This window comes from Rothia sp. HMSC078H08 (assembly GCF_001808955.1).
Classification (GTDB): Bacteria; Actinomycetota; Actinomycetes; order Actinomycetales; family Micrococcaceae; genus Rothia.
In genome coordinates, this window is sequence record NZ_KV795256.1 from 241,742 (window position 1) to 258,535 (window position 16,794).

A 16,794-nucleotide genomic window follows, 5' to 3' on the forward strand; every position below is an offset into this window, starting at 1 on the left:
GACGGTCACGCTTGGAACGGCGCTCGGTACGCTCGGAGTTCTTACGCTCTGCGCGCTCGGCCTGACGGTCACGCTTGGAACGGCGCTCGGTACGCTCTGCGCGTTCGGTGCGTTCGCCGTCCTGATCGCGGCGACGCTCGCGGGTGCGGGTGCGCTTGGAGCTCTTCTCGCCGTCAACGGCGCCGAAGGTCATGTCCAGGGCGGCGTTCAGGCTGTCCAGGCTTGCGGTGCCATCGGCGGTGGATGCTTTCAGCTCGGAGGAGTTCGGAGCCGAATCGCCCGGCTCGGAACGCTCAGAGATACGCTCCGCAGCCAGCTCGGCGCGCACATCCAGCGGGGGAAGCTCTGCGGGCTTCTCGTCCTTGCGGCTACGGCGGGTGCGCTTCTCGGGCTTCTCCGACTTCTCACCCTTCTCGGAGGCCTCGGGGGCCTCCTGACCCTCGGCGGCGCGGCGAGCGCGAGCACGCTTCTGGGCGGGGGTCTCGTAACGCGAAGAGCGGGTGCGCTTCTCGGACTTCTCAGACTTTTCGGAGCCCTCGGACTCGCTCTTTTCTGCCTTCTCGGCCTGTGCCTCAGCATCCTTCTGAGCGCGGGTACGGCGGGTACGGCGAGTCTTCTGAACAGGCTCGGAGTCCTTCTCGCCCTCGGCGGGAGCCTCAGCGGAGGCCTCAGCGGCCTTCTCCTCGGCCTTCGCGGTGGGTTTTTCGGAAGTCTTCTCGGCGGGGGTCTCGGCCTTCGGAGCGGCCGGGGCAGCTACGGCGCCACCACGCTGGTGCTCCTCCAGAGCCTGAACCAGCTCCGCCTTCTTCAGCTTCAGGTAGCCACGAATACCCAGCTGCTGAGCCAGGACGCGCAGCTGCGCGACCTTCAAATTTGCCAGTTCCGGCGCGGCCGATGCCGTGCCGAACTCATCGGTGACAACAATATTTTTTGCCAACTACAATTCCTTTGGTTGTAAGCCCTGAAAATCTTCAGAATAAAGATCGGGCGGGCGCTTAGCGCGGTCAAAGGTTCCTGTGCCGCCGCAGAACGCGGCGACCTGCACCTTTGACTCCCTCGAACCGCGCTGGAGGCGGTTCGCGTCTCTTACCGTACCCGCCGATTCAGACACGGCGAGCACACACGGAAGATAAGGCGCTCTATCATTATGCGTGCATCCCTCATTCATCGGACCTGCACCTGGGGCCTGGGGCCGGCGGGTCAAGAATGAACGGTTGGGAGGGTTCAATCGCCGTGACCGAGACCGTCCCTTCACGTCGGCACCCTGTGGGTGAGGCATTGTAGAAGGTAAGCTCCCCTCCGATACCCGGCCGGGCACAGGGTCCGGAAAAGGGTGAAGCGGGGTGAGGTACAGAACGTACCCGCGAGGAAGCGTCAATTACGGTCGTCGTCGAACGGCGGGTAGAACCCGCGATAGGACGTTACACGTCCTACTGAGTAACTATAACACCTTCAGTATCAATTTCAAGAGGGAGCACGCGCCACTTCAGACGACGGCCCTCCACCTCGCTCGCGGGGCTCTGCGCCTCGAACTCGGCGATAGCCTCGGCGGCCTGCTGCACCTGCTCATCACCGCGGGCGAAGGTCAGGACGGTCGGGCCAGCGCCCGAAATCACGGCGGCCAGGCCGCGCTCGCGCAGGAAGGCAACCAAGGCGGCCGAAGGCTCCATGGCGGGAACACGGTAGCCCTGATGCAGGTAGTCCACCGTCGCATCCATGAGGTACTCGGGAGCATCCGAGAGCGAACGCACCAGTAGCGCGGAACGCGCCGAATTAGCGGCGGCCCGAGCGTGAGGAATCTCCGCGGGAATCAGGGAACGGGCTAGCTTTGTGGACACCTCGTAGTCGGGCACGGCCACGACCGGACGCACCTGCGGGTGCACCGGAATAATCAGGGAGTGCCACTCCCCCAGCTGTCCCCAGGACACCGAGAGGTTACCGTAAATCGCCGGAGCCACGTTATCGGGGTGACCCTCCATATCGGAGGCGACCTGCAGCATACGCTCGCGGTCCAGGCGGTGCTCCTCGGGCAGCAGCGCGCTGGCGGCCGCCACGCCGACAACAATCGCGGAGGCCGAAGAGCCCATGCCGCGCGAGTGCGGAATCTTGTTATCCGCAATCAGCTTCAGCGGGGGCAGCTCCTCCAGGCCGGCCGCCTCAAAAGCCGCCTTCATGGCGCGAACCACCAGGTGGTTTTCGTTGCGCGGAACCTCGGCGCTACCCTCACCCGTCAGCTCAAATTCCAGGCCGGACTCGATGCGCTCAACCCTCAGCTCATCGTAGAATCCCAGGCCCAGGCCCAAGCTGTCGTAGCCGGGACCCAAATTGGCGCTCGTGGCGGGCACGCGCACGGTGACGGATGCGCCCACGGGAATATCAGAAAGGTTCAGGGAAGACATGTGAAGAGGTACCTCGCGATCGGTGACGGAGTGAGCGAGCGGGATGCTGATGATCCGCACATCCGCCATAACAATGGGTGGTGACGGGGTACGGATACCCGCCATCATGCAGGTGCACCCCGCCCCGAAAACCGGGACGGAGTGCACCTCGTAGTACGAATAGGCTAGTGCAAATCGAGAATATTTGCCACAGCAACCACGTCGAAGGGAGCCTTGGTCGGCTCGACCTTCACGCCGTTCACTGCCTCCAGGGCCCACTGCGGGTCCTTCAGGCCGTGGCCGGTCACGGTGATGACGATGGTCTTACCCTCGGGGGCCTCACCCGCGCGGTGCTTCTTCAGCAGACCCGCAACGCCAGCAGCCGAAGCAGGCTCCACGAACACGCCCTCGCGCGAGGACAGCCAGCGGTGCGCCTCGAGAATCTCCTCGTCGGTCACGGCCTCAATCACGCCGCCGGACTCGTCGCGGGCGGCCTCGGCCTTCTCCCACGAAGCGGGGTTACCGATGCGGATCGCAGTTGCGATGGTCTCGGGGTTCTCGATGGGGTGACCCGCCACGATCGGGGCGGCACCGGCGGCCTGGAAGCCCCACATGATCGGGCGCTTGGTGGCCACGGGCTCCAGTACCTTGCCGTCACGGTTGGTGTAGGGCTCGGAGTACTCCTTGTAGCCCTTCCAGTACGCGGTGATGTTACCGGCGTTGCCGACCGGCAGCATGTGGTAGTCGGGGGCGTCGCCCAGGGTGTCGACGACCTCGAAGGAACCGGTCTTCTGACCCTCGATACGGTAGGGGTTCACCGAGTTCACCAGGAACACGGGGTAGTTCTCGCTGAGCTTGCGAGCAATCTCCAGGCAGTTGTCGAAGTTGCCGTCAATCTGAATGATGTCGGCACCGTGAGCAATCGCCTGGGAGAGCTTACCCATGGAAATCTTGCCGTCCGGAACCAGCACTGCACAGCGCAGGCCGGCCTGCAGCGCGTAGGCTGCGGCGGAAGCGGAGGTGTTACCGGTCGAAGCGCACACCACTGCCTTCGCGCCGTCACGCTTAGCGGCGGTCATGGCGCTGGTCATGCCGCGGTCCTTGAAGGAACCGGTCGGGTTCATACCCTCGAACTTCAGGTAAACGGTGTTGCCGGTCTCGGCGGACAGCGCCGGGGCGTGAATCAGCGGGGTGCCACCCTCACCCAGAGTCACGACCTGAACGTCCTCACCGAAGGGCAGACGGTCACGGTATTCCTTGATAACGCCCTGCCACACGTGTGCCATTGGCTTCTCCTTTAATCTTGAGGCGCACCGCCCGTCGGGGTCCTGTGACCCCGGTAGCGGGTACGCGAGTTCGTCAGTGAGCGAGGGGCCTCGCGGGTTGCCCTCGCAGGTTTAGTGCGGCGCATCAGGCCGCGGGATTGGATAGTCTCTCGACGTGCACCTAGTGCTTCTCGGACTCCACGCGAATCACGGAGTTCACCTCACGCACCGTATCGAGCGCGTCAATCACGGCGATGGCGCGGCGCAGGTCGGAGTCCTTCGCGGAGTGGGTCACCATGCGAATCTGAGCCACACCCTCCTTCGGGGCGGACTGACGCAGCGAATCCACCGAAATGCCGTGCTCGGCCAGGATGCGGGTAATGTTCGCCAGAACACCCAGACGGTCCTCCACCAGAACGCCCACCGAGTAGCGAGAAATCACGTTGTCCAGGCTGGTTGCGTGCAGCTGAGCGTGGGAGGTCTCGGGAACACCGGGGCCGCCCAGCACGAGGCGACGAGCCAGGGACACGAAGTCACCCAGAACAGCCGAAGCAGTAGGAGCGCCACCCGCACCGGGACCGTAGAACATCAGCTCACCGGCGTTCTCAGCCTCGACGAACACGGCGTTGAACGCACCGTGCACGCCGGCCAGCGGGTGCTGACGCGGAATCAGGGTCGGGTTCACACGAATGTTAGCGCCGTTCTCACCCTCACGCTCACAAATGGCCAGCAGCTTGATGACGTAACCGTCAGCATCCGCGGCAGCAACATCATCAGCGGTGATGGAAGTAATGCCCTCGGTGTGCACATCATCAATAGTGAAAGTCGAGTGGAACGCCAGCGAAGCAACAATCGCAGCCTTCGACGCGGCATCGTGGCCCTCAACGTCAGCGGTCGGGTCAGCCTCCGCGTAGCCGAGCTTCTGAGCCTCAGCCAGCGCGTCCGAGAAGGATGCGCCGGTGGTGTCCATCTGGTCAAGAATGTAGTTGGTGGTGCCGTTCATGATGCCCAGAACGCGGGTCACACGGTCACCAGCCAGGGAGTCACGCAGGGGGCGCAGAATCGGGATAGCACCCGCAACAGCAGCCTCGTAAGAGAGCTGAGCGCCGGACTCATCAGCGGCAGCCTGCAGCTCCACACCGTGTTTAGCCAGCAGCGCCTTGTTACCGGAAACCACGGACTTGCCCGCCTTCAGAGCACGCAGAATGCGAGTGCGAGCCGGCTCAATACCGCCGGTCAGCTCGATGACCACATCCGCCGAATCAATCAGGGATTCAGCGTCAGTGGTGTACAGCGAGGGGTCCGCATTCCAGTGGCGGGATGCATTAGTATCGCGCACAGCAATACCGATCAACTCCACGGGGGCGCCAATGCGCTTTTCAAGGACGGCGTTATCCTCGACCAGGATGCGAGCAGCCTGGGAACCGACATTACCGGCACCAAGCAGTGCTACTTTGATCTTTTCAGCCACGATAGTCTCTTTCTACGGTCTGTTCCGGGTTCGCCCCGGTATCTCTTCGGGCTACGGCGTGGATGCGGCGCAGAGCACGCACTCAACAACCACTTTATCAAGAGGCGGGGACGGCTCAGCAGCCTCAAGCTGCGACTTTTACTCTCTGAGATGAGGTATCCCTCACAGTTATGAGGTGAACCTTATCTTCTGCCATGTTGTGAACGCACAAAACCGTGAAGACCCCGCCCGCAACCGCCACCTCACGGCGTCCATTGCAGAAACGGGAACTTCACGGCTTTTCATGATGTCAGACAGGGTTCTTAGATATCCGAACCCATATCCAGCGCCAACATATCCTCCTCACGCTGACGACGAATCATCACGCGCGAAGGCTGACCCTCAGCGGTGGCAATCACCGGCGGGCGAGTCAAGAAGTTATAGTTCGAACCCAGCACATAGCAGTACGCGCCGGTCGCCGGAACCGCCAGAATATCGCCAGCCTGCAGGTCAGCAGGCAGGTAGCAGTAGCGCACCACCACATCGCCAGACTCGCAGTGCTTACCCACCACGCGAGAGAGCACCTGCTCCCCCGCCGGGGCACGATTCGCTAGGGTCACCGAATAATCCGATTCGTACAGCACCGGGCGGGCGTTATCACTCATACCGCCGTCCACCGAAACGTAGCGGCGCACGCGAATCTCGCCGTTCTCGTCCTCAATGCTCACGTTCTTAATGGTGCCGACCGTGTACAGGGTCGCACCCGAAGGACCAGAAATGGAACGGCCCGGCTCGAACGACATGTGCGGAATCGCCATGCCCAGGCGCTCACAGGTCGCCGCGACGGAAGCGGCAATCGACTCGGTCACCTCGGTAATGGAGCGGGGGTGATCCGCCTCGGTGTAGCCGATGCCGTAGCCGCCACCCAAATCCAGCTCCGGCAGGGTCACGCCCAGGTCACGGTTGAGGCGGTTCATGAACTCCAGGGCGGTAGTAGCCGCCTGCTCGAAGCCCTCCGCCTCAAAAATCTGCGAACCAATATGGCAGTGAATACCGCAGAAATCCAGGGAATCGGTCGCATTCAGAATCGCGGCAGCCAGAGCCGCGTAAGAATCGGTAGACTCAACACCCCAGTGCTCCAGCTCCTCCTCATCCAGACCAGCAAGCGCGGCGGTGCCGGGCTGCAGGGACATGCCGAACTTCTGATCCTCGTGTGCGGTCGCAATGGACTCGTGGGTCGAGGCATGCACGCCGGGGGTGATGCGAATCAGCACCGGAACCGGGGCGTAGGGTTCCTCGCCCTCCGCCACACGCTCGGCGGCAAGCTCGGCGTACACGCGCTCAATGAGCTTGAGCTCGTCCACCGAGTCAGCCACCACGCGGCCCAGGCCGTTACGGATCGCGCGGGCAATCTCAGCCTCCGACTTGTTGTTACCGTGCAGGGCGATGTTCGCACCGGGCACCTGTGCGCGCAGAGCCAATGCCAACTCACCACCGGAGGCGGTATCCAGGCACAGGCCCTCCTCGGTCGCCCAGCGCGCCACGGCAGTGGACAGGAACGACTTACCGGCGTAGTAGACGCTTACCTTCGCACCGTGCGCGGCGAAAGCCTGCTCAAAAGCGGTGCGGTAGGCGCGGGCGCGGGTACGGAAGGTCGTCTCGGAGAAGACGTACTGCGGGGTTTCGTGCTCATCAACCAGGTCGCTGACGGTCACGCCATCAATGCAGAGCTCGCCCTGCTCATTGCGGGTGAAGGAGTCAGTCCAGATGGTGCGGGACAGGGTCTCGGGGTGCTCGGGGTAGGTGAGCCATTCGGGGGCGTAGAGGGCGCGGGCTTCGCTCATCGTGTCTCTTTCTTAGCTATCTTGCCGGCATACGTTCAACCCCCGCCCCGGTAGCACCGGGTCGGGGGTTGAAATGAGAGTATTACATGCGCTCGGGTGCGCTCACACCCAGCAGGTTCAGGCCGTTAGCCAGCACCTGCTGTGCTGCGTTATTCAGTAGCAGGCGGGTACGGTGCAGGTCGGTGACCTCTTCATCAGCCTTGGGGGCGACGCGGGAGACACCGTACCAGCTGTGGTACGCCGAAGCGAGCTGCTCCAGGTAGCGGTTCACGCGGTGCGGCTCGTAGAACTTCGCGGCATCACGCACAGCGGCGGGGAACTGGCCGAGTACAGCCAGCAGCTCACCGTCAGCAGCCGAGTCGAGCAGGGAGGTGTCCACGCCGTCCTCAACCTTCACGCCAGCCTCCGCAGCGTTACGTGCCACAGCGGCGGTACGTGCGTGAGCGTACTGCACGTAGTAGACCGGGTTCTCGTTGCTCTTGGAAGTCAGCAGGCCCAGGTCAATATCGATGGGGGTGTCCACCGAGTAGCGGGTCAGCTCGTAGCGGGCTGCGTCAACGCCAACAGCTTCGACCAGGTCCTCGAGGGTGACCACGGTGCCAGCACGCTTGGACATGCGGACGGGCTTGCCGTCCTTGACCAGGTTCACCAGCTGACCGATCATGACCTCAATCTGGTCGGCGCGGTAACCAAGAATCTGGGCGATAGCCTTCAGACGGCCCACGTAGCCGCTGTGGTCAGCGCCGAGCATATAAATCGCCACGTCAGCGGGGTTTACTGCACGGGTCATCTTGTCCTGGTAGTAGGCGATATCACCCGCCACGTAGGCGTGGTTACCGTCAGACTTAATGACCACGCGGTCCTTGTCGTCGCCGTAGTCGGTGGTGCGCATCCACCATGCGCCGTCAGCCTCGAAGAGCTGACCGTTCTCGCGCATAGCGTCGAGCAGGGCGTCCACCTTGCCGCCTTCGAACACGGAGTTCTCGTGGAAGAACACGTCGAAGTGGGTGCCGAATGCCGCCAGGGACTCCTTAATCTGATCGAACATCAGGTGAGTACCGATTTCGCGGAAAATCTCTTCGGGGTTCTCAGCCTCAAGCGCGTCGGGGCGCTGAGCCAGAATCTGGTCCTTAATGTCAACAATGTACGCGCCAGCGTAGCCGTCCTCGGGGGTCTCCTCACCGCGGGCAGCGGCAATCAGGGAGCGCACGAAACGGTCAATCTGGGTGCCGTGGTCGTTGAAGTAGTATTCGCGCACGACGTTAGCGCCCTCGGCCTCAAGGACGCGGGCGAGCGCATCACCGACGGCAGCCCAGCGAGTACCGCCCAGGTGGATGGGGCCGGTGGGGTTCGCGGAGACGAACTCAAGGTTAATGGTCTTACCGGCGAACTTGTCGCTACGGCCGTATGCTTCGCCAGCCTCAACGATGGTGGCGGCAAGCTCACCAGCAGCTGCGGCGTCCAGGGTGATGTTCAGGAAGCCGGGGCCAGCAATATCTACGGATGCAACACCGGCGATGGCGCCAATCTTCTCTGCCAGAAGAGCTGCTGCCTCACGCGGGTTCTTGCCCACCTTCTTGGCGAGCTGCAGAGCGACGTTGGTTGCCCAGTCGCCGTGTTCGCGGGACTTGGGGCGCTCCACTCGGACGGCGGGCAGTTCAGCGCCCTCCACGAGGGTCAGCTGGCCGGAGGAAATGGTTTCTTCAAGGGCAAGCGCAATGGCTTCGGAGAGTTCTTCAGGAGTCATAACAAACTATTCTAGCAAGCCTCGGCAGGTGCCTGACCCTTTATCTAGTGCTTATCTGATACCATAGGTGGGTTGCCTCTGTAGCTCAGCGGATTAGAGCACCAGTTTCCGGTACTGGGGGTCGAAGGTTCGAATCCTTTCAGGGGCACGATGTTCTTATTCGAGAGGGAACACGGGAGCCGATATCCGAGGCGTATTGTTCGGGTATCGGCTCCTTTTTATTTAACAACTCAACTTTATTGAGCCGCTCACCCTGTTGTGCATAAAGCCTGCGCCGGGTGACCGTTCCCGCCAGCTCCCTCTTCAACCTCAGACTTCAACCTCAGAGGGTGGACACTACCCGCTTCCCTGTTGTGGCAACGCTAACAGCCTTGAGAGAATGGGAAAACGCGCACACCCGTCACATCAGCACGGCTTCAAGCCACAACAGCGGAGGTAACCCGATGACCACCATGCGCCAGATTCAGCTCACCGAATGGGGCGACGAAAGCGTTCTGCACGAAGCAAACGTGCCTATCCCCTCGCCGGTGCGCGGTCACGTGCTCATCAAAACGGTTGCCGCCGGCGTGAACCCGATTGATCTGACCACCCGCAAGGGTCTGGGCCCTGCCGCACAGCTTGCCGACCCGTCGTACAAGCCCTTCGTGCCCGGCTGGGATGTTGCCGGCACCGTGGTTGCTACCGCCGGCGACTACACGGGTTTTAAGGTGGGCGACGGCGTATTTGGTCTTGTTTCTTTCCCCTCCCCCGCCGGTGCGTACGCCGAGTATGTTCTCGCCCCGGCGCATCAGCTGGTGAAGGTGCCCGCCGATGTTCCCTGCGCGCAATTGGGTGGCACTCCCCTGGCGGCGCTGACCGCATACCAGGCGCTCTCCGAAGTGGCGCGATTGAAGGAAGGTGAGCGCGTGCTCATTCACGCCGGTGCCGGAGGTGTCGGTCATCTCGCCGTTCAGTTGGCGGCTCAGGCTGGCGCTCAGGTTTTTGCGACCGCCTCCGCGGCGAACCACGAGTTTGTGCGCTCGCTGGGTGCCCAGCCTATTGATTACCGCACCGAGGATTTCCGTGCCGTACTGGGCCAGACCATGGACGTGGTGCTCAATTCCACCGGTCAGCAGACTTTCCTCGATTCGCTGGAGGTGCTGGTTCCCGGCGGCCGCATTGTCACTCTGACCAGCCCCGACCCGCTGGATGTTGCGCGTGAGCGCGGCTTCGAGGCGCAGTGGCTGACGGTTCACCCGGACCGCACGCAGATGCAGGAGATTGCCCGCCTCATGTCCTTGGGCCTGTTGAAGGTGCACGTGGATCAGGTGCTTGATTTTTCGCAGGCTGCGCAGGCTCACGCCCTGGTGGCGACGGGTCGCACCCGCGGCAAGATCGTACTGGTTCCCTAACGCGGCGCTGCTTCATGCAAATTTCTGAGAGCACGCCGACCGTTGAGAGTACCGAGTACCGCTCCGGTTTTTACCGCGAGGCGGGCTTTTACGATGCCCACTCACTACCCGACTACGGCGCGCAGTCGCCGGTAACTCGCGAGGCGTTCGCCTACGATTTCTTCCCCGCGACAGGGGATATCTCTTCCCCCGCGCCGCTGCTGGTGTGGGTTCACGGTGGCGCCTGGCGCTTCGGCACCAACCAGGCCCTACGCGACACCGTCCTGCGCACCCCTGGCGGGGAGCAGCCCAATACCCAGGCGCTCATGCGCGCCGCTTTTCAGCAGGCAGGCTGGGCGGTCGCGTCCATCAACTACCGGTATTCGCATCAGGCGCTCTTCCCGGGCGCCCTGCACGATGTGAAGGAGGCCGTGCGTTTCTTCCGCGCCAACGCGCACGAATTCGGTATTGACCCGCAACGCATTGCGGTAGCGGGCGGAAGCGCCGGCGGGCACCTGAGCATGATGGTTGCGTATACGGGAGATTCCGCCGCCGATGCCTCTGCATCTGAGGATTCCGCATTTGGGGATTCTGCGAGCGCGCCCGAGCACGACGAATACTTTGAGGGCAGGGCGGCGAGCGCCTACCCGTCCCATAGTTCGCAGGTGGCTGCGGCGGCTTCGTTTTACGGGGTCAGCGATTTGAGGACCATCTTCACCGATCGTCCCCTGGCTGGCTACGCTCTCGATCACCCCGAGGATGACGGCGCCGAATGGCGACTACTGGGAAGCACCTACCCGGTCCCCGCAGACGCGTCTACACTCGACGCTTCCAAGGGTGAGCGGGCGGTTCCGGGTGTCTGCAACGAGCGTGCCCAAAAGAACTGGGAGCGTGCGCATCCTATTGATGCGGTACGCCCCCAGAAGCGAGTGAACCTGAAACGAGTGAAAAGGGTCGAAAGTGCCTTAGCACAGGGTGCAAGCGGCGGTGCCACGCCCCTCATGCTCGTGCACGGTATTAGTGATTCGTGTGTGCCGTACCAGCAATCGGTGCGGGTGTATCAGGCGCTGCGCACGCGGCAGGTGCCTACCGATTTGGTGCTGGTTCCGGATGCCGAACACGGGGATTCGCGCTGTTTTAGCCCCGATATTGTTCAGCAGATGCTGCGATTTCTCAACCGCGCTGTGTAGCCTGAGCGGTTCGACAGGTTAGCGAACGCGGCGGTTCACGTATTCGTGCTCAAGGCGGTAACGTTCGAGGTCGTCAAAAGCAACGCGACGGTGCGTGTTAATGCGCTCGAACGGAATATCTCCGCGCTCCAGCAGGCGAACAACGGTCGGGCGGGATACGCCCAGGTAGTCTGCTGCCTCCTGCGTGGTCATGAGGCGGTCCTGGCGGACCACGCAGACATCCTTGCGGTCGGCGAATGCGCGCGCTACGGAGGTGAGGGGCCCGTACATTTCGGGAGAAATCTGTACGCGCTCGCCGTCGCCGGTGACCAGGTAGAGGGTTTCTTCGGCACTGAGGCGGTCAAAGTGGGTGCGCAGACTCGCGTGAACGAGGGCTTGGAAGAGTTCTTCGCAGCGGTGGTGAATTTCTTCGTGCTGTCCGTCTTCGTAGCAATCCAACACTGCAACACGTGTTGCCGGGTACATCTTTGGTGATGGCATAGTCACTCCTTCGTTACTGTGTTATTCACCACTGTAGCAGTTGAACGAAACTATCGAAAGAAAGTTAAGAAGCGCAGTTAATTCGCATCTACGGTGCATAAAATTCAGATGAATAATTATTAACTCTCTTAATAGCATTTGATGTCATTTATTGTACATTAAATGCTCTCCTGGTGTCAGTATTCCACCACCACCCACCCCGGGGTTCCCGCGGACAAACCCAAATATGACAAACAAAGCACGCCCCAAGCTCACCGCGGGCAAGGCGAGTACACTGGATAGGATATGTCTGAGCAGAAATCCACGAAGAAACACGCAGATACTTCTAAGGCCCCCCGCACCGCCCCCACCATGGCGAGCATGGCCGCCGCAATCCATGCGGCAAAGGTACGATCCTCCGAAAAAACCGGTGAAAAAACCGCAGATAAAACTACTGAGAACAACGCGGTAAAAAACGGCGCCCCAAAGAAGGGCGCCCTGAAGAAGGGTGCACAGAAGAACGGCGCCCAGAAGAATAACGCAGACCGCAAGAACTCCTCCCGGGGCACCTCCGAACGCAACTCCAACGCCTCCCGCTCCAACCGACGCGCAGGCGGTCCCAACCGCGCCCGCAAGCAGGGCAACCAGCAGGGCGGTAACAAGGGTAACCAGCAACAGAACCGCCCGGCACCTCGCCGCTACGAGCCCTTCATTCCCGAGGTCATCACCTACCCCGAAGAGCTGCCCGTCAGCGAACGCCGCGACGACATCATGAACGCTATCCGCGACAACCAGGTCGTCATCATCGCGGGTGAAACCGGTTCCGGCAAGACCACCCAGATTCCCAAGATGTGCCTCGAGCTCGGCCTGGGCGAGAAGGGCCTCATTGGCCACACCCAGCCGCGCCGCCTCGCCGCACGCTCCGTCGCCGAACGCATCGCCGAAGAACTCGGCCAGAAGATTGGCGAAACCGTCGGCTACCAGGTGCGATTCACCTCCGAGGTCGGCGAACACAGCGCCATCAAGCTCATGACCGACGGTATTCTGCTCGCCGAAATTCAGAACGACAAGCTGCTGCGCCGCTACTCGACCCTCATCATTGACGAGGCGCACGAACGCAGCCTGAACATTGACTTCATCCTCGGCTACCTCAAGCGCATCCTGCCGCAGCGCCCGGACCTGAAGGTCATCATCACCTCAGCGACCATCGACCCCGAGCGCTTCGCCCGCCATTTCTCCCCCAGCTACGTGCCGGGTAAGGGAATCGTCGACGAGAACCTCAACGACGAAGAACGCGAAATTGCCGAAGCAATCCTGCCCGACGACGCGCCGCCCATCATCGAGGTCTCCGGCCGCACCTACCCCGTCGAAATCCGCTACCGCCCCCTCGAAGGCGACGAGCTCTACCTGGATGACGAGGAAGTGGCCGAAGACCGCGACCCCACCGACGCGATTCTCGACGCCATCAAGGAACTCTCCAAGGAGGCACCCGGAGATATCCTCATCTTCTTCTCCGGCGAGCGCGAAATCCGTGACGCCAAGGACGCAATCGAGGCCATGGTTCTCAAGTCCCCGCGCCTGAACTACGAGGTGCTGCCCCTGTACGCGCGCCTCTCGCTCGCCGAGCAGCACCGCGTGTTCTCCCCCGGTTCCCGGCCGCGTATCGTGCTCGCCACGAACGTCGCCGAAACCTCGCTGACCGTGCCCGGCATCAAGTACGTCATCGACACCGGTACCGCTCGCATCTCGCGTTACTCGGCGCGCACCAAGGTGCAGCGTCTGCCCATCGAACGTATCTCGCAGGCCAGCGCCAACCAGCGTTCGGGCCGATGCGGCCGCGTCAGCGACGGTATCGCGATCCGTCTCTACTCCGAGGAAGACTTCAACTCGCGCCCCGAGTTCACCGACCCCGAAATTCTGCGCACCAACCTCGCCGCCGTCATCCTGCAGATGATCGCCATCGGCGTGGTGCGCGAACCCGGCGACATCTCGCGCTTCCCGTTCGTGCAACCGCCCGCGTCCCGCGCCATTAACGACGGCGTGAACCTGCTGCGCGAACTCGGCGCGCTCACCGAACGTACCCGCCGCAAGGGACGAGGCGGTAACAACAGCGCAACCCTCACCGCCATCGGCCGAGCCATGGCGGCCTTCCCCGTGGACCCGCGCCTGGCCCGCATGATTATCGAGGGCGGCCGCCGCAACTGCGCCAAGGAAATGATGGTGCTCGCCGCCGCCCTGACCATCCAGGACCCGCGCGAACGCCCCGCCGACGTGCGCGCAGAAGCCGACGCGATGCACGCCCGCTTCGTCGACGACACCTCCGATTTCTCCTCCTTCCTGCTGCTCTGGGACTACATCAACGAGCAGCAGGCGGCGCTCTCTTCCTCGCAGCTGCGCAAGATGTGCCACCGCGAGTTCATCAACTACCTGCGCATCCGCGAATGGCAGGACCTCTTCGCCCAGCTGCGCGAAATGGGCCGAACCGCCAACATTCACGCCAGCGGCGGTCGCGATATTAACGCCTCCGCGCACGAGGTAGACATCCACAAGAGCCTGCTCACCGGCCTGCTCTCGCACGTGGGCGTCAAAGAAGAACGCGAGAAGGACTCCAAGGGACGTACTCGCGGCCCCCGCGAATACCTCGGCGCGCGCGGCACCAAGTTCGCGATTTTCCCCGGCTCCGGCCTGTTCAAGAAGGGGCCCGACTGGGTGCTCTCCGCCGAACTCGTCGAAACCTCCCGCCTATGGGCGCGCACCAACGCCGCCATCGAACCGCAGTGGATCGAAGAGGTCGGCAAGCACCTCATCAGCGTGCAATACTCCGAACCGCACTGGTCCCTCAGCTCTGGCGCGGCCGTCGCCTACGCCAAGGGCACCCTCTTCGGCCTGACCATCTACGCCGACCGCCCCGTGCAGTACGCCCGCGTGGACGCCGCCGCAGCCCGCGAACTGTTCATCCAGTCCGCCCTCGTCGAAGGCCAATGGCACACCCAGCACAAGTTCTACCTGCGCAACCAGCGCGCCCTCGCCGAAGTCGAAGAACTCGAAGCACGCCTGCGCCGCCGCGACCTGCGCGTGGACGACTCCGTGCTCTTCGCCTTCTACGACGCCCGCATCCCCGCCCACGTCACCGACGTGCGCGCCTTCGACAAGTGGTGGAAGCAGGCACGCCTCGAAGACGACAACTACCTGGACTTCAACCCCGAAAAGCTCATCAACGAGGAAGCTGCCGACTACGACGACTCCCAGTTCCCCCGCCAGTGGGTGCAGCGCACCGACAGCGGCGAACTCACCCTGGACCTGCGCTACGAATACGCCCCCACCGCAGGTGTAGGAGGCGCCCGCACCGAAGCCGCCAAGCGCGACGGTGTGGCCGTGCAGGTGCCGATTCTCTTCCTCAACCAGCTGAGCCCCGAACCGTTCCGCTGGCAGATTCCCGGCCTGCGCCACGAGCTCGTGACCGCGCTCATCAAGTCGCTGCCCAAGGCGATTCGACGCAACTTCGTGCCCGCACCCGACGTGGCGCGCGCCGCCTGCGCCGCCCTCGAGGAAGACTACTCCCCCGCAACCGACGAGCTGCTCCCCTCCCTCGCGCTCGTACTGCGCCGCCTGCGCGGCGTGGTCGTCGAACCCGAAGCCTTCAACTGGGACGCCGTGCCCGAGCACCTGAAGATGGGCTTCCAGGTGCGCAACACCCGCAACAAAATCCTGGGTGAGGGCAAGGACCTGCGAGCCCTGCAGCAGCAGCTACACAAGGAGATTCGCAGCGCCCTCGCCGACTCGCTCGGCGCATCCGACGAGGCCATGGCGAAGATGGTTGCGCTCGCGCAGGGTGGATCAGGCAACTCAGGCGGCTCGGGCAACTCGGGTGGCTCCGCTCGTCCGGGCAGCGCAAAGGGCGCGAAGAACCCGGCGAAGGGCACCCAGGCCGAGGCGGGTGCATCCGGCGGAGTACGCGAGGTCACCGGCCTCACTGCCTTCCCCGCCGACATGTTCCCGGACGGAGCCATCCCCCGCAAGGTACAGCGCATCATCGCGACCCAGGCGGTTAACGGCTACCCCGCCCTCGTGGACGAAGGCTCTAGCGTGGGTCTGCGCATCTTCCCCACCGAAGCAGAGCAGCTGCACGCGCAGCGTCGCGGCATCATCCGCCTGCTCCAACTGCAGGTGCCCTCGCCCGTGCGCTACGTGAGCGAACACCTCTCCCACAAGGAGAAAATCGTCTTCACGCAGAACCCGCACGGCTCCATCGACGAACTCATTCGCGACTGCACCGTCGCGGCGCTCGACCACCTCGTGCCGCACACCCCCATCTTCACGCACGCCGAATACAGCGAACTCTACGAGCACGTGCGCGCCGAACTCATCGAGACGGTCTTCGACGTGACCAAGCTCGTCGCCGAAATCCTCTCCGAAGCCACCGCGCTGAAGAAGGCAATCAAAAAGGCAACCTCGCTGACGACCATGCACGCCGTCTCCGACGTGAAGGCTCAGATGGAGAACCTGGTCTACCCCGGGTTCGTGGCGCAGACCGGCTACGACCAGCTGGTTCACCTGCCGCGTTACCTGAAGGCCGCCCAGGTGCGCCTGACGAAGCTCGGCCCGAACCTACACCGCGACAACCAGCTGATGCTCACGGTGCAGGATCTTGAGGATTCCTACGATAACGCGGTCAAGTCGCTACCGGCAGGCACCATCGTGCCGGATGCGCTCCGCCGCGTGAACTGGATGATTGAGGAGCTGCGCGTCAGCTTCTTCGCCCAGGAGCTCGGTACCGCCTACACGGTGTCTGAGAAGCGCATTGCGAAGGCTCAGCGTGAGGCGCTAGACGCTATCAAGCGTTAGCTTGCGAGAGTACGGGTTGTGCGGATGGCGGTGTTCGTCCTCGCTCCTACAGGGGCACCCGCCCTCGCAGAGCTCGGGCACCCTGATGTCGCTACGGACGACACCGCCTGTCCGCGGTAGGTTCCCACCTCAGCTTGTGCTGTGAACGGCAAAGAGCCCCCACACGATCACCTCGTGTGGGGGCTCTTTGCTTGCGTTACAGGTGCAGCCGTGTTTTCCGGAAGCGCCCTCAGGGTGTCACACGGA

At 62.9% G+C, this 16,794-nt stretch carries 10 protein-coding genes and 1 tRNA gene; 4 read left to right on the forward strand and 7 right to left on the reverse strand.

Annotated elements, in window-relative coordinates; genetic code table 11:
- From HMPREF2528_RS09280 to argS, 6 genes are all read right to left on the reverse strand, one after another.
- A partial coding sequence (locus tag HMPREF2528_RS09280) for a Rho termination factor N-terminal domain-containing protein (RefSeq protein ID WP_246823903.1) occupies positions 1-937 on the reverse strand: 937 nt, incomplete at its 3' end.
- Between the two features lie 493 nt (positions 938-1,430).
- Positions 1,431-2,399, reverse strand: coding sequence for a homoserine kinase (thrB, locus tag HMPREF2528_RS06400; RefSeq protein ID WP_070543306.1), 969 nt, complete (start codon positions 2,397-2,399; stop codon positions 1,431-1,433).
- A 164-nt stretch (positions 2,400-2,563) separates the two neighbouring features.
- A complete protein-coding gene (gene thrC, locus HMPREF2528_RS06405) occupies positions 2,564-3,664 on the reverse strand; it encodes a threonine synthase (RefSeq protein ID WP_070543308.1) in 1,101 nt (366 codons plus the stop codon).
- 160 nt (positions 3,665-3,824) lie between these two features.
- Complete coding sequence (locus tag HMPREF2528_RS06410; RefSeq protein WP_070543310.1) at positions 3,825-5,114, reverse strand: homoserine dehydrogenase; 1,290 nt, start codon at positions 5,112-5,114, stop codon at positions 3,825-3,827.
- A gap of 302 nt (positions 5,115-5,416) precedes the next feature.
- Positions 5,417-6,937 carry a diaminopimelate decarboxylase gene (gene lysA, locus HMPREF2528_RS06415; RefSeq protein WP_070506682.1) on the reverse strand — a complete coding sequence of 507 codons (1,521 nt, stop codon included), beginning with the start codon at positions 6,935-6,937 and terminating at the stop codon, positions 5,417-5,419.
- An 82-nt stretch (positions 6,938-7,019) separates the two neighbouring features.
- Positions 7,020-8,684, reverse strand: a complete 1,665-nt coding sequence (gene argS, locus HMPREF2528_RS06420) for an arginine--tRNA ligase (RefSeq protein WP_070506685.1) — start codon at positions 8,682-8,684, stop codon at positions 7,020-7,022.
- 74 nt (positions 8,685-8,758) lie between these two features.
- On the opposite strand from argS, the gene HMPREF2528_RS06425 reads away from it, so the two are divergent.
- The 3 genes from HMPREF2528_RS06425 to HMPREF2528_RS06435 all read left to right on the forward strand — a co-directional run bounded on the left by HMPREF2528_RS06425 (position 8,759) and on the right by HMPREF2528_RS06435 (position 11,244).
- Positions 8,759-8,832: transfer RNA gene (locus HMPREF2528_RS06425), tRNA-Arg, on the forward strand.
- Positions 8,833-9,127: 295 nt separating this feature from the next.
- Positions 9,128-10,075, forward strand: a complete 948-nt coding sequence (locus HMPREF2528_RS06430) for an NADP-dependent oxidoreductase (RefSeq protein WP_070506687.1) — start codon at positions 9,128-9,130, stop codon at positions 10,073-10,075.
- Between the two features lie 14 nt (positions 10,076-10,089).
- On the forward strand, positions 10,090-11,244 hold the full coding sequence (locus tag HMPREF2528_RS06435; protein ID WP_070506691.1) for an alpha/beta hydrolase: 1,155 nt from the start codon (positions 10,090-10,092) through the stop codon (positions 11,242-11,244).
- 18 nt (positions 11,245-11,262) lie between these two features.
- On the opposite strand, the gene HMPREF2528_RS06440 is transcribed toward HMPREF2528_RS06435, so the two are convergent.
- Positions 11,263-11,724 carry a helix-turn-helix domain-containing protein gene (locus HMPREF2528_RS06440; protein WP_070543312.1) on the reverse strand — a complete coding sequence of 154 codons (462 nt, stop codon included), beginning with the start codon at positions 11,722-11,724 and terminating at the stop codon, positions 11,263-11,265.
- A gap of 285 nt (positions 11,725-12,009) precedes the next feature.
- On the opposite strand from HMPREF2528_RS06440, the gene hrpA reads away from it, so the two are divergent.
- On the forward strand, positions 12,010-16,548 hold the full coding sequence (gene hrpA / locus HMPREF2528_RS06445) for an ATP-dependent RNA helicase HrpA (RefSeq protein ID WP_070543314.1): 4,539 nt from the start codon (positions 12,010-12,012) through the stop codon (positions 16,546-16,548).
- Positions 16,549-16,794: the final 246 nt, after the last annotated feature.